General features: G+C 72.3%; 20 protein-coding genes and 1 pseudogene. 6 read left to right on the plus strand and 15 right to left on the minus strand.

The window, feature by feature from the left end; translation table 11 throughout:
- Nucleotides 1–16: 16 nt before the first annotated feature.
- Nucleotides 17–466, plus strand: a complete 450-nt coding sequence (locus OIE47_RS01315) for a hypothetical protein (protein ID WP_326559619.1) — start codon at nucleotides 17–19, stop codon at nucleotides 464–466.
- On the opposite strand, the gene pucD is transcribed toward OIE47_RS01315, so the two are convergent.
- Genes pucD through uraD form a run of 7 tightly spaced genes read right to left on the minus strand, consistent with a single transcriptional unit; the run spans nucleotide 463 to nucleotide 7,176 of the window.
- Nucleotides 463–2,715 (minus strand): xanthine dehydrogenase subunit D, encoded by a 2,253-nt coding sequence (gene pucD / locus OIE47_RS01320; RefSeq protein ID WP_326559620.1) that lies wholly within the window; start codon nucleotides 2,713–2,715, stop codon nucleotides 463–465. The genes OIE47_RS01315 and pucD overlap by 4 nt on opposite strands.
- Nucleotides 2,712–4,067 (minus strand): 8-oxoguanine deaminase, encoded by a 1,356-nt coding sequence (locus OIE47_RS01325; protein WP_326559621.1) that lies wholly within the window; start codon nucleotides 4,065–4,067, stop codon nucleotides 2,712–2,714. Before OIE47_RS01325 ends, pucD begins: the two co-directional genes overlap by 4 nt.
- The gene (locus OIE47_RS01330; protein ID WP_326559622.1) at nucleotides 4,054–4,548 is read right to left on the minus strand and encodes a (2Fe-2S)-binding protein; all 495 of its coding nucleotides are present in this window, start codon (nucleotides 4,546–4,548) and stop codon (nucleotides 4,054–4,056) included. Before OIE47_RS01330 ends, OIE47_RS01325 begins: the two co-directional genes overlap by 14 nt.
- The gene (locus OIE47_RS01335; RefSeq protein WP_326559623.1) at nucleotides 4,545–5,408 is read right to left on the minus strand and encodes an FAD binding domain-containing protein; all 864 of its coding nucleotides are present in this window, start codon (nucleotides 5,406–5,408) and stop codon (nucleotides 4,545–4,547) included. Before OIE47_RS01335 ends, OIE47_RS01330 begins: the two co-directional genes overlap by 4 nt.
- Nucleotides 5,408–6,274, minus strand: a complete 867-nt coding sequence (pucL, locus tag OIE47_RS01340) for a factor-independent urate hydroxylase (protein ID WP_326559624.1) — start codon at nucleotides 6,272–6,274, stop codon at nucleotides 5,408–5,410. The genes OIE47_RS01335 and pucL overlap by 1 nt, the downstream gene beginning before the upstream one ends.
- A 3-nt stretch (nucleotides 6,275–6,277) precedes the next feature.
- Nucleotides 6,278–6,619, minus strand: coding sequence for a hydroxyisourate hydrolase (uraH, locus tag OIE47_RS01345; protein WP_326559625.1), 342 nt, complete (start codon nucleotides 6,617–6,619; stop codon nucleotides 6,278–6,280).
- Nucleotides 6,616–7,176, minus strand: coding sequence for a 2-oxo-4-hydroxy-4-carboxy-5-ureidoimidazoline decarboxylase (gene uraD / locus OIE47_RS01350; RefSeq protein ID WP_326559626.1), 561 nt, complete (start codon nucleotides 7,174–7,176; stop codon nucleotides 6,616–6,618). Before uraD ends, uraH begins: the two co-directional genes overlap by 4 nt.
- A gap of 149 nt (nucleotides 7,177–7,325) precedes the next feature.
- On the opposite strand from uraD, the gene OIE47_RS01355 reads away from it, so the two are divergent.
- The gene (locus tag OIE47_RS01355; RefSeq protein ID WP_326559627.1) at nucleotides 7,326–8,951 is read left to right on the plus strand and encodes a PucR family transcriptional regulator; all 1,626 of its coding nucleotides are present in this window, start codon (nucleotides 7,326–7,328) and stop codon (nucleotides 8,949–8,951) included.
- A gap of 126 nt (nucleotides 8,952–9,077) precedes the next feature.
- Here OIE47_RS01355 and OIE47_RS01360 read toward each other — a convergent pair.
- Together OIE47_RS01360 and OIE47_RS01365 are read right to left on the minus strand one after the other, a co-directional pair.
- A pseudogene (locus OIE47_RS01360) lies at nucleotides 9,078–10,109 on the minus strand (XdhC family protein); the annotation flags it as partial.
- Nucleotides 10,110–10,126: 17 nt separating this feature from the next.
- Nucleotides 10,127–10,762, minus strand: coding sequence for a nucleotidyltransferase family protein (locus OIE47_RS01365; protein ID WP_326559628.1), 636 nt, complete (start codon nucleotides 10,760–10,762; stop codon nucleotides 10,127–10,129).
- 235 nt (nucleotides 10,763–10,997) lie between these two features.
- On the opposite strand from OIE47_RS01365, the gene OIE47_RS01370 reads away from it, so the two are divergent.
- Nucleotides 10,998–11,831, plus strand: a complete 834-nt coding sequence (locus OIE47_RS01370) for a SigB/SigF/SigG family RNA polymerase sigma factor (RefSeq protein ID WP_326559204.1) — start codon at nucleotides 10,998–11,000, stop codon at nucleotides 11,829–11,831.
- A gap of 112 nt (nucleotides 11,832–11,943) precedes the next feature.
- Here the strand turns inward: OIE47_RS01370 and OIE47_RS01375 are convergent, their stop codons facing one another.
- The 3 genes from OIE47_RS01375 to OIE47_RS01385 form a co-directional block, all read right to left on the minus strand.
- Nucleotides 11,944–12,534 carry a GNAT family N-acetyltransferase gene (locus OIE47_RS01375; protein ID WP_326559629.1) on the minus strand — a complete coding sequence of 197 codons (591 nt, stop codon included), beginning with the start codon at nucleotides 12,532–12,534 and terminating at the stop codon, nucleotides 11,944–11,946.
- Entirely contained in the window at nucleotides 12,531–14,054 is a 1,524-nt protein-coding gene (locus tag OIE47_RS01380) for an APC family permease (protein WP_326559630.1), read from the minus strand. The genes OIE47_RS01375 and OIE47_RS01380 overlap by 4 nt, the downstream gene beginning before the upstream one ends.
- Before the next feature lie 124 nt (nucleotides 14,055–14,178).
- Nucleotides 14,179–14,805: a GOLPH3/VPS74 family protein gene (locus tag OIE47_RS01385; RefSeq protein WP_326559631.1), complete on the minus strand. Its 627-nt coding sequence runs from the start codon at nucleotides 14,803–14,805 to the stop codon at nucleotides 14,179–14,181.
- A 172-nt stretch (nucleotides 14,806–14,977) separates the two neighbouring features.
- On the opposite strand from OIE47_RS01385, the gene OIE47_RS01390 reads away from it, so the two are divergent.
- Genes OIE47_RS01390 through hrpB form a run of 3 tightly spaced genes read left to right on the plus strand, consistent with a single transcriptional unit; the run spans nucleotide 14,978 to nucleotide 18,699 of the window.
- Entirely contained in the window at nucleotides 14,978–15,820 is an 843-nt protein-coding gene (locus tag OIE47_RS01390; RefSeq protein ID WP_326559632.1) for a helix-turn-helix domain-containing protein, read from the plus strand.
- Nucleotides 15,821–15,860: 40 nt separating this feature from the next.
- Nucleotides 15,861–16,064 carry a DUF397 domain-containing protein gene (locus OIE47_RS01395; protein ID WP_326559633.1) on the plus strand — a complete coding sequence of 68 codons (204 nt, stop codon included), beginning with the start codon at nucleotides 15,861–15,863 and terminating at the stop codon, nucleotides 16,062–16,064.
- Nucleotides 16,065–16,110: 46 nt separating this feature from the next.
- Complete coding sequence (gene hrpB, locus OIE47_RS01400; RefSeq protein ID WP_326559634.1) at nucleotides 16,111–18,699, plus strand: ATP-dependent helicase HrpB; 2,589 nt, start codon at nucleotides 16,111–16,113, stop codon at nucleotides 18,697–18,699.
- Between the two features lie 24 nt (nucleotides 18,700–18,723).
- Here hrpB and OIE47_RS01405 read toward each other — a convergent pair whose 3' ends face one another.
- The 3 genes from OIE47_RS01405 to OIE47_RS01415 all read right to left on the minus strand — a co-directional run bounded on the left by OIE47_RS01405 (nucleotide 18,724) and on the right by OIE47_RS01415 (nucleotide 21,609).
- On the minus strand, nucleotides 18,724–19,458 hold the full coding sequence (locus tag OIE47_RS01405; protein ID WP_326559635.1) for a PP2C family protein-serine/threonine phosphatase: 735 nt from the start codon (nucleotides 19,456–19,458) through the stop codon (nucleotides 18,724–18,726).
- Nucleotides 19,459–19,546: 88 nt separating this feature from the next.
- Nucleotides 19,547–20,659, minus strand: a complete 1,113-nt coding sequence (locus tag OIE47_RS01410) for a hypothetical protein (RefSeq protein WP_326559636.1) — start codon at nucleotides 20,657–20,659, stop codon at nucleotides 19,547–19,549.
- The gene (locus OIE47_RS01415) at nucleotides 20,602–21,609 is read right to left on the minus strand and encodes a transporter substrate-binding domain-containing protein (RefSeq protein ID WP_326559637.1); all 1,008 of its coding nucleotides are present in this window, start codon (nucleotides 21,607–21,609) and stop codon (nucleotides 20,602–20,604) included. The genes OIE47_RS01410 and OIE47_RS01415 overlap by 58 nt, the downstream gene beginning before the upstream one ends.
- Between the last annotated feature and the right edge of the window lie 65 nt (nucleotides 21,610–21,674).

Here is a 21,674-nt window from a genome sequence, read left to right on the forward strand (position 1 = left end):
CTTCGAAGGGGCGCAGATGGACACCGACAGCTCGGCGTACGCCGCTGCGATGGACCACGACGCCGACGCGGTGACCCGCCAGGCTCGCGAACTCGACCACCTCGACCTCCGTACGCTGGCCGAGGTGCTGGGTGAGATCGCCGCCATCGATCCGTCCCGGTACGAACACACCGGCCCGGAGACCTCGGAGGTCATCGCCCGGTACACGCGGCGCAACCGGCTGGTCTGGTCCGCGCTGGTCCTGGCACACGAGGCCGGTGTGCCGGCCGGTGTCGGTGTCGATCCTGCCGATCCGGTGCACCCGGTCGTCGTCTACATCGAGCTACCCGGCATCGGACAGCTCTGCTGGCACCTGCCGGCCCACCAGGTCGAGTGGGACGGCCACAGCACCGCCGTCAAGTACCAGCGGATCGACGCCTTTCGGAGGGACAACGACGGCGCGCGGGATCCGTGGGACGGAACCTAGTCGACGAGGTGCTCGGGGCGTACGGGGACGGTGGTGAGGGCCCGACCGGTGGCGGCACGGATCGCGGCGACCACGGCCGGGGTGGACGAGATGGTCGGCGGCTCCCCCACCCCGCGCAGCCCGTACGGGGCGTGCGGGTCGGCCATCTCCAGCACGTCCACCAGCATCGGCGGCGAGTCGAGGATGGTCGGGATCAGGTAGTCGGTGAAGGACGGGTTGCGGATCAGCCCGTCGACGACCCGGATCTCCTCCATCACCGCCAGCCCGAGCCCCTGGATGGTGCCGCCGTGGATCTGCCCCAGCACCGCCTGCGGGTTGACCGCCTTGCCGACGTCCTGTGCGGTGGCGATTTCGACCACCCGGACCAGGCCGAGTTCGGTGTCCACGTCCACTGTCGCCCGGTGGGCGGCGAAGGCGTACTGGACGTGGGCGTTGCCCTGGCCGGTGAGCGGGTGCAGCGACTCCGTCGGCCGGTGCCGCCACTGGACGGTCTCCTCCAGCGGCTCGTCGCCGAGCAGTTCGACCAGGTCGGCGACGGTCTCACCCGCCCCGTCGACCACCCGCCCGTCGACCAACCGCGCTGCCGGGTCGGCGGTGGCGAGGCGGGCCAGCAGCTTCGTCCGTACCGCCTGGCAGGCCGCCCGGACCGCGCCCCCGGTCATGTACGTCTGCCGGGACGCCGACGACGACCCGGCGCTGCCCACCCCGGTGTCGGCGGTCGCCACGGTGACCCGGGCGACGCCGAGTTCGGTACGGGCGATCTGCGCCTGCACGGTGACCAGGCCCTGGCCGACCTCGGCGGCGGCGGTGTGTACGAGCACCGCCGGCTCACCGTTGATCAGTTCCAGCCGTACCCGGGCGGTGGAGTAGTCGTCGAACCCCTCGGAGAAGCAGACGTTCTTGATCCCGATGGCGTAGCCGACCCCGCGCACGACCCCCTCGCCTCGGGTGGTGTTGGCCACCCCGCCGGGTCGTTCCCGTGGGTCGTCGGCTGCCGGTGGGGCCGCCGGTCGGTTCCGGACCAGGGCCAGCAGTTCGGCCACCGGCGCCGGCCCGTCGACCACCTGCCCGGTCGGCATCACCGCACCCTCGACCGACGCATTACGAGTGCGCAGGTCGACCGGATCCAGTCCGAGCGCGTCGGCGAGCTTGTCCATCTGCGACTCGTACGCGAAGCAGGCCTGGACCGCGCCGAAGCCGCGCATCGCACCGCACGGCGGGTTGTTGGTCCGCACCCCGTAGGCGTCCATGGTCACGTTCGGCACCTGGTACGGGCCGATGCCGAGGGTGGCGGCGTTGGCCACCACCGCCGGGGTGCTGGAGGTGTAGGCACCACCGTCGAGCAGGATCCGGGCCCTGACGTAGACGAGTCTGCCGTCGCGGGTGGCACCGTGTTCGTAGCGCAACGTCGCCGGGTGCCGGTGGACGTGCCCGAAGAACGACTCCTCGCGGGAGTAGACCATCTTCACCGGTCGCCGGGTGTGCAGTGCCAGCAGGCTGGCGTGGACCTGCATGGAGAGGTCCTCCCGGGCACCGAACGCGCCCCCGACCCCGGCCAGGGTGAGCCGGACCAGTTCCGGGGGCAGGCCGAGGCAGGCGGCCACCTGCGCCTGGTCGACGTGCAGCCACTGGGTGGCGATGAACAGGTCGACGCCCCCGTCCTCGGCCGGCACGGCGAGCCCGGACTCCGGTCCGAGGAACGCCTGGTCCTGCATGCCTACCCGGTACTCCCCGGTGACCACCACCTCGGCGGTCGCGTCGGGGTCGCCGTACCGGACCGGGACGTGCCGGACCAGGTGTCCACCGGCCAGTGCCGCCTCGGCGTCGGTCACCGGATCGAGGACCTCGTAGTCGACCTCGATCCGGGCCACCGCCCGGCGGGCGGTCTCCGGGTGGTCGGCGGCGACGATCGCGATTGCCTCACCCTGGTAGTGGATCTCCGGCCAGGCCAGCACCGGCTGGTCGGCGGTCTCCAGGCCGTAGCACTTCGTGCCGGGCACGTCGTCGGCGGTGAGGACCGCGTACACCCCCGGCAGGGCGAGCGCCGCGGTCAGGTCGATGCGGAGCAGCCGGGCCCGGGGGTACGGGCTGCGCAGGGTCGCCCCCCAGAGCATGTCGTCGGCCCAGAGGTCGGAGGAGAAGGCGAACTCCCCGGTGACCTTCAGCCGCCCGTCCGGCCGTCGCGCGCTCTGCCCGACACCACCCTCCACGGTGGTGGCGGGGGCGGTGGTGCTGACCGGTGTGCTCATCCGCGGGACCTCCGGTTCAGGGTCCGGTGCGCCCGGCGGATCCGCCGCACCAGGTCCCGCTCGTCGGCCGTACGCAACTCGCCGCGCTCGACCACCGGTCGACCTCCGACGAGCAGCAGTTCGACCGGGGCGGGCGGGCCGAACACGAGCGCGGCGACGGGGTCGTCGATGCCGATGTGCCCGAGCCCGTCGATCCGCCACACGGCCAGGTCGGCGAGCTTGCCGGGCTCGATCGAGCCGATCTGGTCCTCCCTGCCCAGGCAGCGGGCACCGCCGGTGGTGCCGAGCGCGAGGGCCTGCCGGGCGGTGAGCGCGGTCGGGCCGCCGCGCAGCCGGGCGGCGTAGAGCGCCTGGCGGAGTTCGGCGCCGAGCTGGTTCGCCTCCTGCGAGGCGGGTCCGTCGACACCGAGCCCGACCGGGACACCGGCGTCGAGCAGGTCCCGGGTCCGGGCGATGCCGGCACCGAGGCGGGCGTTGGAACTGGGACAGTGGGCGACCGAGGTGCCGGTGGCGGCGAGCCGGCCGACGGCGTGGTCGTCGAGGTGGACCGCGTGCGCCAGCCAGACGTCCGGGCCGAGCCAGCCGAGGCGTTCGGCGTACTCGACCGGGGTGCAGCCGTGCGTCTCGCGGCAGTAGCCCTCCTCCTCGATCGTCTCGGCGAGGTGGGTGTGCAGCCGTACGCCCCGGCGGCGGGCCAGCGCGGCGGCCTCGGTCATCAGCTTCGGGGTGACCGAGAACGGCGAGCAGGGCGCGACGGCGACCCGGACCATGGCGTCGTCGGCCGGGTCGTGGAACCGGTCGATCGCCTCCTCGGTGGCGGCGAGCGCGGTGTCGGTGTCCTCCACGATGTGGTCCGGCGGCAGACCGCCGTTGGATTGGCCCAGGTCCATCGAGCCCCGGGCGGGATGGAACCGCAGCCCGATCTCGGTCGCCGCCTCGACCTGCGCGGCCATCAGGTCGCCGCCGTCGCGCGGGTAGACGTAGTGGTGGTCGGTGCTGGTGGTGCAGCCGGACAGGGCGAGCCAGCCGAGGCCGGCGGAGGTGGTGGCGGCGACCACCTCGGCGTCCAGCCCCGCCCAGACCGGGTAGAGCTCGCCGAGCCACCCGAAGAGGTTCTCCTGCTGGGCCATGCCCCGGGTCGCCCACTGGTAGAGGTGGTGGTGGGTGTTGACCAGGCCGGGGGTGACCAGACAGCCGGTGCCGTCGACCCGGCGTACGGAGCGGTGGTAGCGGCCGGCGTGGCCGGGGCCGACGGCGACGATCCGGCCCTCGTCGATCACCACGTGGCCGTCGAGGTACTCGGTCCCGTCGGCGTCGACGGTCGCCACCGCACAGTTCTCAATGATGATCATCGTGACCGTCCGTGGACGCGGGGGTGGCGGCGGCCAGTCGTACGGCCGCCATGATGTGCTCGTACCCGGTGCACCGGCACAGGTTCCCGGCCAACGCCTCCCGGATGTCCTGGTCGGCCGGGGACGGGTCGCGGGCCAGCAGGTCGTGCACCGCCACCATCAGCCCCGGCGTGCAGAACCCGCACTGCACCGCCCCGGCCGTGACGAACGCCCGCTGCACCCGGTCCAGGGTGCCGTCCGGGCCGGTCAGCCCCTCGACCGTACGCACCTCGCGATCCTGCGCCTGTCCGGCCGCCACCAGGCAGGCGCAGACCGGCGTACCGTCCAGGTAGACCGTGCACGAACCACATTCTCCCTGCTCACAGGCGTTCTTGGCGCCGGGCAGGCCGAGTCGTTCACGGAGCAGGTAGAGCAGGCTCTCCCCCGGCCAGACGTCGTCGGCGGTACGCACCTCCCCGTTCACCACACAGTTGACCCTCATCCCCGTCCCCCCTCCCGAAGGTCGCGCCAGGCCCAGTGCAGGGTCCGGCGGGCCAGTACGGCGAGCGCGTGCCGGCGGTAGGCGGCGGTGCCGCGTACGTCGTCGATCGGGCTGGCCGCCGCCGCGACCAGGTCACCGAACCGTCGGGCGAGCGAATCCGGCAACGCCCCGACGTCGTCCCAGGGCAGGTCGGCGGCGAGCAGGTCCTCGGCCGCCCCGGCCCGCAACGGGGTCGGCCCGGCCGAACCGATCCCGGTGCCGACCCGGCGCTTCACCGGGTCCAGGGCCAGCCCGAACGAGCAGACCGCGATCACCATCGCGTTGCGGGTGCCGACCTTCGCGAACTGCTGCGGTCCGCGCGCCGGGGGCACCAGGAACGCCGCGATCAGCTCGTCGGGTGCCCGTACGGTGCGTTTGGGTCCGGTGAAGAACTCGGCCACCGGGACCCGGCGGGTGCCGCGGACCGAGGCCAGCTCGACCAGGGCACCGGCGGCGAGCAGCGGCGGGTGCGCATCCCCGGCCGGCGACGCGGAACCGAGGTTGCCACCGACCGTTCCCCGATTGCGGATCTGCGGCGAGCCGACCGTACGCGCGGCCAGCGCCAGCCCCGGCAGGGCCCGGCCGAGTTCGTCGATGATCCGCCGGTACGTGACCCCGGCACCGACCCGGAGCAGTTCACCGTCGGACGACCACTCGGTCAGGGCGCCGACCCGACTCAGGTCGAGCAGCACCCCCGGTCGGCGCCGGTCGAAGTTCAGCTCCACCATCACGTCGGTGCCGCCGCAGATCGGCACCGCCTCCGGGTACGCGGCCTTCGCCGCAAGCGCGTCGGTGAAGCTCGCCGGGGCCAGGAACTCCATCACCGTCCCCCGCCGTCCGCCGGGTCGACGGTCCCGTCGTCGGCCCGGCGGACGGTGCCCTCGATCAGCCCGTACGGGCGGTCGGTCGCGACGAACACCTCGTTCGGGTTGTCCAGCCCGAACGGGGTCAGGTCGACCAGGAGGTGGTGTTTGTTCGGCAGCGACAGCCGTACCTCGGTGATCTCGGGCCGGTCGGTCAGCACCCGGTGGCCCATCGCGTACAGGGTCTGTTGCAGGGAGAGGCTGTAGGTCCCGACGAACGCGTCGACCAGCGCCGCACGGGCGCCCGCGTACGAGCCTTCCCAGTCGAGGGCCTCACCCCGGTAGCGCCACCGCGCGTCGACGGCGGTGGCGAGGATCCGGTCGTTCGTCTCCGGCAACGTCGTGTACGGGTCCTTGACGTAACCGTGGAACTCCGAGTCGGTGGAGTTGAGCAGCACCAGCCCGGTCAGCCCGGCCTCGACCTCGGTGCGCTCGTCGGTGCGGGTCACCGTGGCGGTACGGACCTCACCGCCGGCCCGCTGGAACGAGTGCGGACCGAGCCGGTGCCAGCCGTACTCCTCGATGTGGACGGTGGCGGTGTCGATCGTCGGCTGGGAGGTGACGAAGTGCCGGGCCAGCCGCAGCCCGAACTCCTCGATCCCGTTGACCCCGTGGGCGCGGGCGAAGGCGTACACCGTGTTCTTCTGCGAGTCGGTCGGCAGGACCACGGTGTTGTCGCCGGTCAGGTGGGTGGCGGCCAGGTCACCGGCGAGCGTCACGCTCACGTTGAGGTCGCGCAGGTCGTGCCGCCCACCGGTACGGACCACCCGGACCAGGCGCACCTCGGCCTTGCCGTACTGGTTGGCTCCGAGCACGATCGACATCGCTCAGCTCCCTCGGTAGGTGGTGTAGCCGTACCGGCCGAGCAGCAGCGGCACGTGGTACGCCTGGTCCGGATCGCGGAGCTGGAAGGCGACGGTGATCTCCGGGAAGAACGTGTCCCCGTCGAAGTACGTCTCGACGTAGAACACCAGCCGGTACCCGCCGGCCTGGCAGGCGTGCAGCGGCACCCAGTCCCGCAGCCGCCCGTCGGCGTCGGTACGCCCCTGCGCCACCAGGGTCCAACCACCGGAGTCGTGCCGTTCGAACCGGACGTGCACCCCGGCGGCGGGTGTTCCGCGTCCGGTGTCGAGGACGTGGGTGGAGATCCGGGCGTAGGTCTCGGTCATGACGCCGGTCCCGACGCTTCGGTCGTGGTGGCGGCCTCGGTGCCGAGCAGCCGCTCCAGGCGCAGCCGGGCGATCCGGCGCAGTTCCCCGTGGACCACCCGGCGCTCGGTCTCGTCGTCGTGGCCCAACCGCTGCCGAGCGGCGGCGAGCATCTCGTCCTGCGTCCGGCCACTGGCGAAGATCAGGAAGAGGTGGCCGAAGCGGCGTTCGTACTCCCGGTTGGCCTGCGCCAACGCGGCCCGGACGTCGGTGTCGGCGTCGGTGACGCCGGCCTGTTCCCGGCGCGACCAGGCCGACTCCCGGTCGGTCCCGGTGGGGCGCTCGCCGATGCGCGGGTGCGCGGCGAGGGCCTGCGCGACCTCCGCCCAGGTCAGTGCCGCCAGCGCGGCGTCGGCGGTCGCGACCAGCACCCCCGGATCCGGGTACGGCCGCCCGGCGACCACCGCCCCCGCCCACGCCGGTACGGCACAGCAGGCGAGCAGGTCGCGCTCGACCTCGTCGGCCGGTCCGGTGTTGAAGCTCTCGAGGGTGTGGCCGGATGCGTCGATGCCTTCCACCTCCCCAGCGGTTGCGAGAAGTACAACAGTCCGTCAGCGACAGATGAACCGGCAGCAACACCCAATTCGCAACAGTGGACCCGTAGGGTTTCCGTAGCTTCCTCCAAACCCGAGTCAACTCCCCGTGGCCCGACCGGAAGGAACCGCTCATGCTGCTACGCGAGGCGCTGCACCGGCCACGGTTGCGACTAACCCTGCTGACCGGCGCCGACGAGCTGGAACGACCGGTGAGCCGGGTCTACGTGACCGACCTGCCCGACCCCCGGCGTTACCTGTCCGGCGGCGAGATCGTGCTGACCGGGCTGGTCTGGTGGCGCGACGCCGGTGACTCGGAGGCGTTCGTCGCCGCCTGCGCGGAGGCGTCGGTGACCGCGATCGGCGCCGGTGACGCGGTTTTCGGTACGGTCCCCGACGACCTGGTCGACGCCTGCCGCCGGCACCGGATGCCGCTGTTCGAGGTGCCGATCGAGGTGTCCTTCCGGGACATCGTCGACGAGGTGAACCCCTCCCTGTGGGCGCAGCGGGCCAGTGGTCTGGCCACCGTCCTGGGCCGGCACCGGGGTCTGGTCGCGGCGATGGCGGCCGGCGCCCGCCTGGTCGACCTCCTGCCGCCGGCCGCCGCCGAACTCGGCGTGGACTGCTGGGTGCTGGCGCCGACCGGTCGCCCGATCGCCGGCACCACCGGTCTGGCCCCGACGGACCGGGCTGCGATGGCGCGTGCCTTCCTCGCCGCCGGTCGGCTGCCGGCACAGGTCACCGTGGACGGTCGCCGGGTCGCGGTGTTCGGTGTCCCCGGCCGTCCCGAACACCGGCTCGCCTCCTGGCTGCTCGCCTGCGCGGTCGCCCCGCGGCCCCCGCTGGCGACCGCCGGGCACACCAGGTCGCCCGGCGGGCACACCCCGACGGGCGGTGATCAGGCGGACGCGGCCGAGGCGAGCGGGCTGGCCGACGCGGCGGCCGAGCTGACCAGCCTGGTCGCGCTGGAACGGGCCCAGGTCGACGAGGCGCTGCGGATCGAGCGGCGCCTGTCGGACCAGCTCGGTGCCGCGCTCACCGGAAGCGAACAGGTCGACCTGCGCGGCCGGCTGCTCTCCTGCGGGCTGCCGCCGGAGTCGACGTTCCTGGTCCTGAACGCCAGCCTGACCGGCCTGCGTACGCCGCCGGAGCTGGCCGTCACCGTCTGCGCCGAACTCGTCGGGCCGGCCGCGGACCGGGTCGCGGTGACCGACGCGGGCTCACCCGACACCGTGCTCGCCGTGCTGGCCGTGTCGCCGGAGCAGGCACCGGCGGCGCTGGAGACGATCCGGGCCGGGGTCGCCGCGTACGGGCCGGGGCTCGGCAACGGTCGGTTGGCGGTCGGGGTGAGCGGGTTGGCGGCCGGACCGGGGGCGCTGGGCGGGGCGGTCGAGGAGGCCCGGCACGCGTTGCGTACGGCGGTCGCCCGCGACGAGCAGGTGAGCCTGGTCAGCGCCGACGAACTCGCCTCGCACCTGCTCCTGCTCGCCGGTGTACCGGCCGACACCCGGCGGGCGTTCCAGCGTCGGCTGCTCGCCCCGCTGCTCGCGTACGACCGGACGCACAACGCGAACCTGCTCCGGACCCTCGACTCGTTCCTTGCCGCCGGTGGGTCATGGACCCGTTGCGCGACCCTGCTGCACCTGCACGTCAACACGTTGCGCTACCGGATCGGCCGGATCGAGCAGCTCACCGGCCGGGACCTGTCCCGGTTCGAGGACCGGGTCGACTTCTTCCTCGCCCTCCGTCTCCCCCGCTGACCCGGCCCGCGCCTGTCCGAACGTACGGTGCGGGCGGGGCTGGTGGTTGCGGGCGTGGATCCGGCCCTCGGTGTGGGACAGGCGGGATCCGTCGCCGCCCCACCGGTTGGCCACGATCTCGGCGGCGATGCTGACCGCGGTCTCCTCCGGCGTACGGGCGCCGAGGTCCAGCCCGATCGGGGAGGCGAGCCGGGCCAGCGCCGCCTCCGGCACCCCCGCCTCGCGCAGCCGGGCCAGCCGGTCGTGGTGGGTACGCCGGGAACCCATCGCGCCGACGTACGCCAGCGGCAGGTCGAGCGCGACCCGGAGCACCGGTACGTCGAACTTCGGGTCGTGGGTCAACACGCAGACCACGGTCCGCTCGTCGAGCTGCCCTGCCTTTGCCTGCTCGGCCAGGTAGCGGTGCGGCCAGTCGACCACCACCTCGTCGGCGTCCGGGAACCGGCGGGCGGTGGCGAAGACCGGGCGGGCGTCGCAGACCGTCACCCGGTAGCCGAGGAAGGTGCCCACCCGGGCGACCGCCGCGGCGAAGTCGATCGCACCGAAGACGATCATCCGGGCCGGCGGGGCGTACGCGTTGAGCAGCAGGGTCAGCCCGGTCCCCCGGCGTTGCCCGTCGGTGCCGTAGTGCAGCAGTCCCGTGCGTCCGGCGGCGAGCAGCCCGCGCCCGTCATCGGTCGCCGCGTCGTCGAGCCGATCCGAGCCGAGTGACCCGCGCCGACGGTCGGGCCAGAGCACCATCCGCCGGCCGAGCCGCTCGGCCGGCCCCGCCACGCAGGTGAGTACGGCCACCGGGGTCCGTGCGGCGATCGACGCGGCCACGTCGGCGAGGTCGGGGAAGGTGCCCCGGTCCACCCGTTCGACAAACACCTCGATGCTGCCACCGCAGGTCAGTCCCACCGCGTACGCGTCGTCGTCGTGTACGCCGTACCGCTGCGACTGCGGCACCCCGGCGGCCACCACCTCCCGGCAGAGGTCGTAGACGGCTGCCTCGACGCAGCCACCGGAGACGCTGCCGACCGCGCTGCCGTCCGGTCCGACCAGCATGGTGGCGCCGGGCTGCCGGGGCGCGCTGCGCCAGGTGGCGACGACGGTGGCCATCCCGACCGGCGCGTCCGCGTGCCACCAGCGCATCAGATCGTCCAGTACCTCACGCATGGAACCAGTGTGGCCGCTCAGCCATCGACCACTGCCACGATCGACCCGCGCACCACCCGGTCGAGGTCGGCCGGGGTGTCGACATCGGTGCTGTCGGCGACGTCGGCGCAGGGCACCACCAGCAGGCTCGACTCGTGCTCGCGCAGGTAGCCGCGCGCACCCGCGTCCCCGATCGCGAGGGCGGACACCCCGGCCCAGTGTTCCCGGCCGAGCAGGACGGGGTGGCCGCGCCGGTTGCCGTACCCGGCGGTGGCGAGGGTGTCCGGACCGGCCAGCGCGACCAGCCGGCGGACCGCTGCCGGGGTGATGCCGGGCATGTCGACCAGGAGTACGACGGCGGCCACCGCGGCACTGTCGCCCAGGGCGGCGAGGCCGGCGCGCAGCGACGACCCCAGCCCGGTTGCCCAGTCGGGGTTGTCGACCGGTACGGCGCCGTCAAGGTCTGCCTCGGTCCGTACGGTGTCGGCCTCGGCACCGAGCACGGTCACCACCGGCGCGCAGCCGCCGGCGCGGGCGGTCGCCACCGCGCGCTCGACCAGCAGCCGGCCGTCAACCTCGATCAGGGCCTTGGGACGCCCGAAACGCCGGCCGCCTCCGGCGGCGAGGATCAGCGCGGCAACCGGCTCCGGAGCGTGTGTCGGCTCACATCCCACGCCTCGGAGCGTAGTCGGAGTCCGAAATTGGGCCTGATTTTTACCCTTGAGTGCAATATGAGAACTATATACATCGTACTTTCGGCTAGCATCCCGCTGACTAAACAGGTTATGGTGGCTGCACTGATCGGCCCTAAGCGAACAACCGGTCAGCTCACAGCAACACCGAACGACCTACAACGAACTTTTGTGCAGCACTTGTCTTGTCCGCGGACGAGGTGCAGGGAGGACCACCATGACCGCGTCAACCACCACCGAGCAGGACACCACCACAGCGGTAGCCGCCAAAGCAGCGCCGAAGCTCGACCCGAACGCGCTCACCGACTCGGCCACCGACCTGCTCCTCGCGATGACCGCCCTACCGGCGAAGCACCCCTCCCGCGCCGCCCTGCGCGACCGGGCCATCGAAGCCTGGCTCCCCCTGGCCAACCACCTCGCCCACCGCTACGGCGGACGCGGCGAACCCACCGACGACCTCACCCAAACCGCCGCCATCGGCCTCATCAAAGCCATCGACAAATTCGACCCCACCCGCGGCGTCGACTTCGCCGGCTACGCCATCCCCACCATCATCGGCGAACTGAAGCGCCACTTCCGCGACCGCACCTGGGACATCCGCGTCCCCCGCCGCCTCCAGGAACTCCGCCTCAGCATCAGCGAAGCCAACAGCACCCTCCTGCAAACCCTCGGCCGCTCCCCGACAGTCGCCGACATCGCCACCCACCTCAAAGTCACCGAGGAAGAAGTCCTCGAAGGCCTCGAAGGCGCCCGCGCCTACAACGCCGTCTCCCTCTCGACCCCCACCGGCGACGGCGAACGCGCCACCGAACTCGGCGACATGCTCGGCGGCGAAGACCCCGACTTCGAACAAGCCGAACTCCGCATCGCCCTCGGCCCCGCACTCGCCACCCTCGACGAGCGCGAGCAGAAGATCCTCACCCTCCGCTTCTACGGCAACCTCACCCAATCCCAGATCGCCGACCAGATCGGCGTCTCCCAGATGCACGTCTCCCGCCTGCTCACCCGCGCACTGACCAAGCTGCGCGGACAGCTCAGCGAGACCTACTGATTCTTTGGGGGAGGTACCGGCGTTGCGCCGGACGGCAGGGGCCGGGCCAGTACTGGCCCGGCCCCTGCCGCGTCACCGATCGGTCATCCCGCCGAGTTGACCGATTGGGCGTTCACCCTCCCGCCGGCCGCCACATGGGCCAGAACGGGGTGCCGTCGGGCAACCGGAACGGCTCGGCGACCTTGTAACCGTGCCGGGCGTAGAGATCCCGGCTGTCGGTGCTGCTCGCGTCGAGGTACGCCGGCAGCCCCTGCTCGTCCAGCCAGGCGTGCCGGTGCCGGAGCAAAGCCGACCCGATCCCCTGCCTCTGCCGGTCCGGTGCGACGGCGAGGAAGGCCAGGTGGTGGTGCGGGTCGTGCGGGTGGTTCGCCTCGAACAGGTCGTCGAGCAGCCGGAACCGGTCGGTCAGCTCGCCGCAGGCGGCGGCCAGACGATTGTCGTAGTCGGCCGGTGGGGGCAGCGGATCACCGACCGCCGGCAACCAGACCGCGACCGCCCGACGATCCTCGGTGGTCTCCACCAGACCCCACTCGATCGCGTACTCGACCAGGATGTGGAAGTCGTCGGTCAGGATCTTCGGCCGGACCGCCGGGTCCGGCACCAGCCAGGCGGTGGCGGCCAGCGGGTGGAACGCCTCGGCGATCAGTTCGGCCAACGCGCGGGCCTCGGCCGGTTCGGCCCGCTCGATCACCGGGGCGGTCACGGCCGCGCCTCGACCGGCTGCCGCTCGGCGGCCGGCGGCAGGACCGGCCCGCCGGTGGCGCTCTCCGGGCCGAGGCCGATGGTGGCGTACACCTCCGGACGGCGGGCCCGCAGGACGAGCGCCCAGATCACGCCGAGCACCGCGGCGACCGGGTAGACCGCCGGCAACGCCCAGCGCAGCACCGAGTCGGGCGCCACGCCGAGCAGGATGGCGAAGTTGTCCAGCGCGATGAACACGATGGCCGCCAGGGCCACGGTGGCCAGACCGGGGGCGATCATCCGGTGCCAGCCGCTCTCACCCGACGGGTTGCGGGCGAAGAAGGCGATGACCGCGATCGAGGTGGCGGTGATCAGCAGCAGTACGCCGAAACCGCCGCCGGTGCCGCCCCAGTAGAAGAGCTGGACCAGCGGGTCCCAGCCGGCGATCGCGTACACGGCGATGACCACCAGCCCGAGTACGCTCTGCGCGATCGACGCCGCCCGTGGTGCGCCCGTACGGGGTGCGGTGCGACCGAAGAGCGCGGGCAGGACCCGCTCCCGGCCGAGCGCGAAGGTGTACCGGGCGGTGGTGTTGTGGAACGAGATCATCGCAGCCAGGACCGAGGTCAGGAAGAGCACCTGCCCGATGCTGACGAAGGTGCCGCCGAGGTTGCCGTCGGCGAGTACGAAGATGAGTCCGACCCCCTCCGCCTGTGACGACTCGACGATCTTGTCCGGGCCGGTCGCGACCGTCATCGCCCAGGCGCTGAGCGCGTACAGGCCGGCGATGATGGCGACGGAGAGGTACGTGGCGACCGGGACGGTCCGCTTCGGATCCTTGCTCTCCTCGCTGAACACGACCGCTGACTCGAAGCCGGTGAAGCCGGTCGCCGCCAGCACCAGGATCGCCCCGACGCCGGGCACGAACAGGTTCGACGGGGCGAGCGTCTCCAGGCTGACGCTGCCCCCGGCCGGGCTGAGCAGGTCGGCCAGGTCGAAGGCGACGATGATGGCGATCTCGGTGAGCAGCAGCACGGCCAGCACCATGCCGTTGATGTCGACCCGCAGTACGCCGAGCCCGGCCACCACCGCCCAGGCGATCAGGGCGATCACCCACCACCTCGGCTCACCGATGCCGAACATCTGGTCGAGTACGGGCGCCGCCGCCGCACCGACCGCGCCGTAGAGCCCCACCTGCAACGCGTTGTACGCGATCAGCGCCACCCAGGCCGCGCCCACCCCGGCCGGCCGGCCGAGCCCACGGGAGACGTACGCGTAGAACGCCCCGGCGTTGGCGGTGTGCCGGGCCATCGCGACGTAGCCGACCGAGAAGAGGGCGAGCACCGCGCCGATCAGCAGGAAGGCCAGCGGAATGCCGGTCACACCGGTCACCGCGAACCCGGTGGTGACCACACCGGCCACCACGGTCAGCGGTGCGGCCGCCGACAGCACGAAGAAGACCACGGACGGGATGCCGAGCCGGCCACTGGCCAGCGCGGAGGAGACGTTGCTCGGTCGGGAGGTCGCTAACGGAGGGGCCATCGAATCTGCTCCGGGGGTGAGGAGGGGAGAGTGGCCGGACCGGGATTACCCGGGCGGTCAGGGTCGACCGTCGGCTCCGGCCGATCGGTCCCGCCGGTCGGAGCGGCCGGTCAGCTTCGACCGGTCAGAGGCGACCGGACAGCACAGCGGCCCCCACAGCCGCCTCGGTGTGCCGGGCCAGGTCGCCGAGGGGTGGCGGCAGCCCGTCTATCAACTGGTTGAGCCGGTACTGCGCACCGGGTTCGGTGCCCCACAGCACCTCGCGCAGCAGGTTTGTCGCGGCCAGCAGGGCGAGCAGCAGCACGTCCGCCACCGGCAGTGGTTCGCCGCGACTGAGCGACGCCCGCAGCCGGGTGACCGGCCAGGCGGCGGCGTTCATGTCGGCGGGCTGGTAGACGACCGTGGTACGCAGCAGGCGGCGGGTCTCCACCCGCCGTACCGTGCCGGCGCGGGCGAGCCGCTCGCCGACCGACTCGGTCGCGCTGTTGCCCAGAAACCCCAACCAGGTACGCACCGACCGGTGCTCCGGCTCCCCCACCAACTGGTCGAGCACGGTGTGCGCCAGGGCGTCGTCCGGTGGTCGACGGTCGACGACGGTGACCGTGCCCGCGGAGATGACGATGCGCCGGGCCAGCAGGAGTTCGCCGAGCAGCCCGGCCGCGAGCCCGAGCCCGGTGGCGGACGGGTGCAGCCGGGGTTTGCCCTTGGCGTCGTCATGGGCGATCAGGAAGAACTCGTCCGCGAGAAGCAAGACTCTCCCCTTCGTCCGGCGCGTGTGGACTGTCCACACGGGAAGGAAGTGCTGTTGATCGACGCCGGAGAAAAGGATGCACCGGGGGACGGATGCAATGCAACTCCCGGATTCAATCGGTTTCAAGACCGGGCGCCGGGCCCAAGGGTCCGGTCGTGGGAAACTCGGCGCCGTGACCGCCAGCCCAACCGTCCGCCGCCGCCGCATCGCCCGTGAGCTCCGTCAGCTACGCGAGCGGGGCGGGATGACACTCGACCAGGCCGCCCGCCAACTGGACATGTCCAAGAGCAACCTGTCCCGGATCGAGAACGCGCAGATCGGCATCAAGCCTCGCGACGTACGCGCCGCGCTCGCGCTCTACCAGGTGACCGGGGAGGAGGCCGAAGCCCTGATCGAGGTCGCCCGGGGCGCCCAGGAGCGCGGCTGGTGGCAGAGCTACAGCGACGTACTGCCCGACTGGTTCGAGTTTTATGTCGGTCTGGAGGCGGAGGCCGCCAACCTGCGGACGTACGAGGCCGAATCGGTGCCGGGGTTGTTGCAGACGGAGGAGTACGCCCGCGCGATCTACCTACTCACCGCGGGCGACAGCGGTGTGGAGCGGAAGGTCGCCGCCCGGTTGCAACGCCAGGCGGTGCTGCACCGCGATCCGTCGGTGCAGTTGTCGGTCGTCCTCAACGAGGCGGTCCTCCTCCGGGCGGTCGGCGGGGCGCACGTGATGGCCCGCCAACTGGACCACATGATCAAGGTTGCGGAGTTACCCAACGTTACAATCCAGGTACTTCCCTTCGCAGCCGGCGGACACCCGGCGATGACCACGCCGTACGTCATCCTGGGCTTCGCCGAGGCCGCCGACGGGTCCGTGGTTTACCTGGAAAACCTCACGATGGGGCTGGCTCTGGAGGAAGCCGATCATGTGCTCGGGTATACCCTGCTGCACGAGAAGCTGTGCCGGATGGCGCTGACTCCGGCGGAGTCGATGACCCTGATTCGGGAGGCTTCTCTTAACTATCCGTGATCATTCCGGTGGCTCATCGGGCGGAAGACAAGAGGTACCAATGACGGGGATCGACCTGGCCCGGGCCGACTGGCGTACGAGCCGCCGCAGCAGTGGCAACGGCAACTGCGTGGAGGTGGCTCTCCTCGACGCCACGGTGGCGGTACGGGACAGCAAGGACCGGCCGGGGCCCGTACTGCTGTTCGGCCGCGAGGGGTGGACGGCCTTCGTCAACGGCACCCGCGCGATGCCCGACACCGACTGACCCGGCGCGCCGACGCCCGTACCGGCCCCGGTGCGACACTGGCCCGGTGCTACCCGAGACGATCACCGAGGACCTGCCCGTCCGCCACGTCCTGCCGGAGCTGCTCGCCGCGCTCCGGGGCGAGGGCGCGGCGGTGCTGGTCGCGCCGCCCGGCACCGGCAAGACCACGCTGGTGCCGCTGGCGCTGATCGACGAGGTCGAGGGCCGGATCGTGGTCGCCCAACCCCGCCGGATCGCCGCCCGGGCTGCTGCCCGCCGGATGTCATCGCTCCTCGGCGAGCAGGTCGGCGGCACGGTCGGCTACGCCGTACGCGGTGAGCGGCGCGTCGGTGCGCGTACCCGGATCGAGGTGGTCACCACCGGTCTGCTGGTGCAGCGCCTCCAGCACGACCCGGAACTGGCCGGCGTCGGCGCGGTGCTGCTCGACGAGGCACACGAACGGCACCTCGACTCCGATCTCGCGCTCGCCTTCGCGGTCGAGGTACGCGCCACCCTCCGCCCCGAACTGCGACTGCTGGCGATGTCGGCGACCGCCGAGGCGGAACGGCTGGCCGGCGTGCTCGGCAGCACCGGGGAGGGGCCGGTGCCGGTGGTCGAGACCCCGGCGGCGCTGCACCCGGTCGAGGTGGTGTGGGCGCCGCCGCTGCGCCCGGTGGATCCGCCGCACGGGCTGCGGGTGGATCCACGGATGCTGGACCACGTGGCGGCCACGGTGCGCCGGGCCCTGCACGAGGCCGACGGCGACCTGCTGGTCTTCCTGCCCGGCGCGGGCGAGATCGGCGGGGTCAGCAACCGCCTGTCCGGCGTACGGGGCGAGGTCGACGTGGTGCCGCTGCACGGCCGGCAGTCGGGGCGGGACCAGGACGCCGCGTTGCGCCCCGGCACCCGTCGCCGGGTGGTGCTCGCCACCAACGTGGCCGAGACCAGCCTGACCGTGCCCGGCGTACGGGTGGTCGTCGACGCCGGGCTGAGCCGGGTGGCCCGTACGGACCTGGCTCGCGGGCTGGGTGCCCTGGTCACGGTGGCGGTGTCCCGGTCGGCGGCCACCCAGCGGGCGGGCCGGGCCGGCCGTGAGGCACCGGGTTGGGTCTACCGGTGCTGGTCGGAGGCGAGCCACGACCGGCTCCCGGCCCAGCCGGAACCGGAGATCGCCACCGCCGACCTGACCGCGTTCGCGCTGCAACTGTCGTGCTGGGGCCAGCCCGACGGCACCGACCTGGCCCTGCCCGACCCGCCGCCGGCCGCGGCCATGCAGGTCGCCCGGACCACACTCGTCGCACTGGGCGCGGTGGAGGGCGACGGGCGGGTGACCACGCGGGGCCGGGCCATCGCGGCGGTCGGCGCGCATCCGCGTCTGGCCCGCGCGCTGCTGGACGGCACCGAGACCCTCGGCGCGCAGCGGGCCGCGGAGGTGGTGGCGCTGCTCTCCGAGGACTCGGTGGCCGGTCGCGACGACGATCTGGCCGTGGTGTGGCGGCGGTTGCGCGGCAACACCGACCAGGCCGCCACCGCCCGCTGGCGGGCCGAGGTCACCAGGCTGCGCGGTTCCGCAGACTCCCAGTCCGCCGACGACGGTTCCGGGCCCGAGAACGGGACCGGCAACCGGAGCGGAAATGCCGCCGGAGCCGGGAGCGGCACCGCTGGTGGGAAGCGGCTGCCCGATGACCTGGCCGCCGGGCTGCTGGTCGGGCTCGCGTACCCCGAACGGCTGGCCAGGGTCCGCAAGTCGGGCGGGATGACGTACCTGATGGCCGGCGGAACCGCCGCGGACCTGGCGGCGGGGTCGGCGCTGACCGGGTCGGCGTGGCTGGCGATCGCGGTCGCGGACCGCGCGCCGGGCCGGCGGGGCGCGCAGATCCGGCTGGCCGCCGTGATCGACGAGGCGACCGCCCGGGAGGCCGGTGGCCCGCTGCTCGTGCAGGAGCGGGAGGTGGTCTGGGCCGGCAACGACGTGCAGGCCCGGGACGTACGCCGGCTCGGGGCGCTGGTGCTGGCCGAGCAACCGCTCAAGCCGGACCAGGCGGAACTGACCAACGCCCTGCTCGACGGCGTACGCAAGGTCGGGCTCGCCCTGCTGAACTGGACACCCGAGGCGGAGTCGACCCGGCTGCGGCTGGCCTTCTGCCGGGAGGCGTTCGGCGATTCGTGGCCGGCGGTGGACGACGAGTCGCTGCTGGCCGCGATGCCGCAGTGGCTCGCCCCGGAGCTGGCCGGTGCGCGGCGGCGGGCCGACCTGCACCGGATCAACGTCTCCTCGGCGTTGCGCCGGCTCGTCCCCTGGGCGCAGGCCGCCCGACTGGACGAACTGGCCCCGGAACGGCTGACCGTGCCGAGCGGTTCGCGGATCAGGGTGGACTACACCGACCCGACCGCGCCGGTGCTGGCGGTCAAGTTGCAGGAGACCTTCGGCTGGGCGGACGTGCCCCGGCTCGCCGACGGACGGGTGCCGGTACGGCTGAGCATGCTCTCCCCGGCCGGTCGTCCGGTCGCCGTCACCAGCGACCTGGCCTCGTTCTGGGAGACCGGCTATCCACGCGTACGCAGCGAGCTGCGCGGGCGCTATCCCCGCCACCCGTGGCCGGACGACCCGAGCAGGGCAAAGCCGAGTGGGCGGGTCAAGCCTCCTCGGCAGTGACAGCGGCGCCCGGAGCGGGCCGGGTCACGCGCCCGGGTCGTCGACGATGTCGGCGATCACCACGGTGATGTTGTCCGGCCCACCGGCCCGCAGGGCCAGGTCGATCAGCCGACGCGCGCAGGCGTCCCGGTCCGGAAACGACCGCAGGACCTCGGCGAGCGAGTCGGAGCGGACCACGTTGGACAGCCCGTCGGAGCAGAGCAGCCACCGATCGCCCTCGCGCGGCGGCTGGGTGGAGTACGCCGGATTGGCCGGCTCACCCTGCAACGCCTGGGTGACCACCGCCCGACGCGGGTGGCTGCGCGCCTGCTCGGCGTCGATCACGCCCTCGTCGACCAGCAACTGCACGAAGGTGTCGTCCCTGGTGACCTGGGTGAACACGTCGTCGCGCAGCAGGTACGCCCGCGAGTCGCCGATGTGGGCCAGCGCGAGGGAGGTGCCGGTCACGGAGAAGAGCAGGGCGGTGAGGGTGGTGCCCATGCCGTGCCGGGTCGGCTCCTCGTCCACGGCGGCACGGATCCGGACGCTGGCCTCGCCGAGCACACCCTGTAGCACCGCCACCAGGTCCTCGTCCGGGGTCGGCCGGTCCACCGGTGCGATCGCCTCGATGGCGATCCGGCTGGCCAGGTCACCGGCGGCCATGCCGCCCATCCCGTCGGCGACGGCGATGAGCCAGTCGCCGGTGTGCACGGAATCCTGGTTGCCGCTACGGATCAGGCCACGATCGGTCACTGCGGCGGCGCGCAGCTTGAGGGTCATGGCAGGCAGCCTGCCAGGAGAGGGGCCACAATGTCTCTAGTAGATCACCGGAGCCGGCCCACAAAAGCGGTGATTTAACTTTAGGTAGTCATCGCGTCACGGGAATCGCCGTATCAGGGGCGTCGTCGAACGGTCGACCGGAGCAGCGCGGGTCGGGGTCGGCGGGTGGGCGGCGCGGGATCGCCCACTCCAGTGCCGTCTCCTCCGCGTGCCAGCCGTGCACCCGTACGGTGCTGTAGGGGACCTGTTCGAGTTCGGGACAGAGCGTCTGCGACCGTACCCTGTCGTTGCGGACGAAACGCACCGAGCCCAGTTCGTCGAGCAGGGTGGTCGTCCGGTCGTCCACGGCGATCACCCGGCCGATCAGCACCTCCACCGGCTCGGTTGACGACCCGGCGGCCGGCGGTTCGGGTACCGCCGACACGGGTGTCGAGATGATCTCGACCGCCACCGTCGGCAGGATCGGCGCCCGCAGGAAGATCGCCCCCAGCAGGAACGGCGCGATGAGGGCCGCCGCGACCAGCACCCACCGGATGAGCACGGGCGCGACCGGCCGCGGGATCGGACCGGTCAGGAACACGGTCAGCAGTGGCGGCAGGGTCAGCAGGGCCACCGTCACCCACTCCTGCGCCCGTACGGCCGCGATCACCGCCGGTGCCACCCATGCCCCGGCGAGCACCGCCGCGACCAGTGGCAGTACCAGGCAGAACAGGTACCGGCGGAGGCGGTCCTCGCGATGCCGTTGCCGGGTGCGCAGGCCGAGGATGGCCAGGGCCAGCATCAGCAGGCTGGGCAGGAACCGGAACTGCCAGGTGAGCAGGGCCAGCAGCACCGCCGCCATGATCACCCAACCGGGCAGCCGGGCGGTGGCGCGGGCCAGCAGGGAACGCTCGGGGTCGAACCGGTCCGGGGCGCTGACCCAGAGCAGGGTGCCCAGCGCGGCCACCACCAGCACCACCAGCGGCAGCACCCAGATCAGGGTGATCAGCAGCGCGCTGACCAGGCCGAGCGGGCTGACGTACTGGACCAGGACCAGCATGGTCGACAGGTCCTGCCGGCTCAGGTGCCAGAGCCGCAGCACGAGCAGGAGCAGCGGGAACGCCGGGACCACGGTGAGCACCCAGTGCTGGGCCTGCCGGGCGCTTACCGTACGGTCGCCGGCACCGCCCTCGGTCGGATCGCCGCCGTCTCCCAGGGCCACCGCCGTACCTCCACCTCTTCCACGTCCGGCTGCTGTGCGACCGCGACCGGTTGGGGCAGGTTCACCGGCTGCTCGGGGCGCAGGTGCCGGTCGAACGCGTCCTCCCACCGGCGGTCCCGCGGATCGGTCAACGAGTCGTGGAGCGAGAGGTTCACCAGGTCCCGCAGCGCCTCGTTGGCACCGGTGTTGACGCCGTACATCTCCGACGGGTCGAGTCCGATGTCGTGGTGGCGCAACTGTTCCGGGTACCTGGCGACGAAGCCGGCCAGGATCGCGGCGTCGGTGGTGACGGCCTCCACCTGTTTGGCGAGCAGCGCGTCGACACACTCGCTGACCCGCTTCTTGCTGATCAGCTCGACCCCGGCCTTCGCGGCCGACGACTCCGAGGTGGCGGTGGAGAGGCTGCACACCTTCTTGCCGCGTAGGTCGATCAGGGTGTCGACGGGACCCGCGTAGTCCAACCGGGTGATCACGGACTGCTCGGTGGCCAGGTACGGCGCGGAGAACGTGACCCCGTTGAGCCGTTCCCGTTCCTCGGTGATGCTGTACGAGGCGATCACCAGGTCGACGATGACAAACTGGCCGTCGTCCGTACGTGCCTGCATCTTGGCCCGGTCCTCGCTCTCGATGGCGAGGAACCGTACGGCACTGGGCCGGAACCCGAGGTCGGCCGCGATCATCCAGGCGATGTCGATGTCGAAGCCGGAGTAGGCGCCGGTCTTCGGGTCGACCTGGGCGATGCCCGGCTGGTCGTCCTTGACCCCGATCAGCAGCTCACGTTTGCCGATCACCCCGGCCTCGCGGAGCAGGTCCTGTTCGGCCGGCGGGCCGGTGAGCAGCACGGTGGTGATGACGGCCGCGACCGCCACCACAAGACTCAGGAGCACCGCCACCAGCCGTACGCCACGGGTCACCGACCCACGACGGGAACCCTTGTCCTCCTGGGTCACCCTGCTCCCCCGATCGCCCCGGCCCGAACCATCCATTTTGGCCTATCCGCTACGTTCCCGACAGT

It is taken from the genome of Micromonospora sp. NBC_01796, from assembly GCF_035917455.1.
In the GTDB taxonomy this organism is placed as follows: Bacteria; Actinomycetota; Actinomycetes; order Mycobacteriales; family Micromonosporaceae; genus Micromonospora_G.

Excerpts from the sequence above, each read along its gene's own strand:
- OIE47_RS01335 (WP_326559623.1), bottom strand. The coding sequence starts at position 5,408 with ATGGAGTTCCTGGCCCCGGCGAGCTTCACCGACGCGCTTGCGGCGAAG.
- OIE47_RS01325 (WP_326559621.1), bottom strand. The coding sequence starts at position 4,067 with ATGATCATCATTGAGAACTGTGCGGTGGCGACCGTCGACGCCGACGGG.
- OIE47_RS01330 (WP_326559622.1), bottom strand. The coding sequence starts at position 4,548 with ATGAGGGTCAACTGTGTGGTGAACGGGGAGGTGCGTACCGCCGACGAC.
- OIE47_RS01380 (WP_326559630.1), bottom strand. The coding sequence starts at position 14,054 with ATGGCCCCTCCGTTAGCGACCTCCCGACCGAGCAACGTCTCCTCCGCG.
- uraH (WP_326559625.1), bottom strand. The coding sequence starts at position 6,619 with ATGACCGAGACCTACGCCCGGATCTCCACCCACGTCCTCGACACCGGA.
- pucL (WP_326559624.1), bottom strand. The coding sequence starts at position 6,274 with ATGTCGATCGTGCTCGGAGCCAACCAGTACGGCAAGGCCGAGGTGCGC.
- OIE47_RS01395 (WP_326559633.1), top strand. The coding sequence starts at position 15,861 with ATGACGGGGATCGACCTGGCCCGGGCCGACTGGCGTACGAGCCGCCGC.
- OIE47_RS01315 (WP_326559619.1), top strand. The coding sequence starts at position 17 with ATGGACACCGACAGCTCGGCGTACGCCGCTGCGATGGACCACGACGCC.
- pucD (WP_326559620.1), bottom strand. The coding sequence starts at position 2,715 with ATGAGCACACCGGTCAGCACCACCGCCCCCGCCACCACCGTGGAGGGT.
- OIE47_RS01355 (WP_326559627.1), top strand. The coding sequence starts at position 7,326 with ATGCTGCTACGCGAGGCGCTGCACCGGCCACGGTTGCGACTAACCCTG.
- OIE47_RS01370 (WP_326559204.1), top strand. The coding sequence starts at position 10,998 with ATGACCGCGTCAACCACCACCGAGCAGGACACCACCACAGCGGTAGCC.
- OIE47_RS01405 (WP_326559635.1), bottom strand. The coding sequence starts at position 19,458 with ATGACCCTCAAGCTGCGCGCCGCCGCAGTGACCGATCGTGGCCTGATC.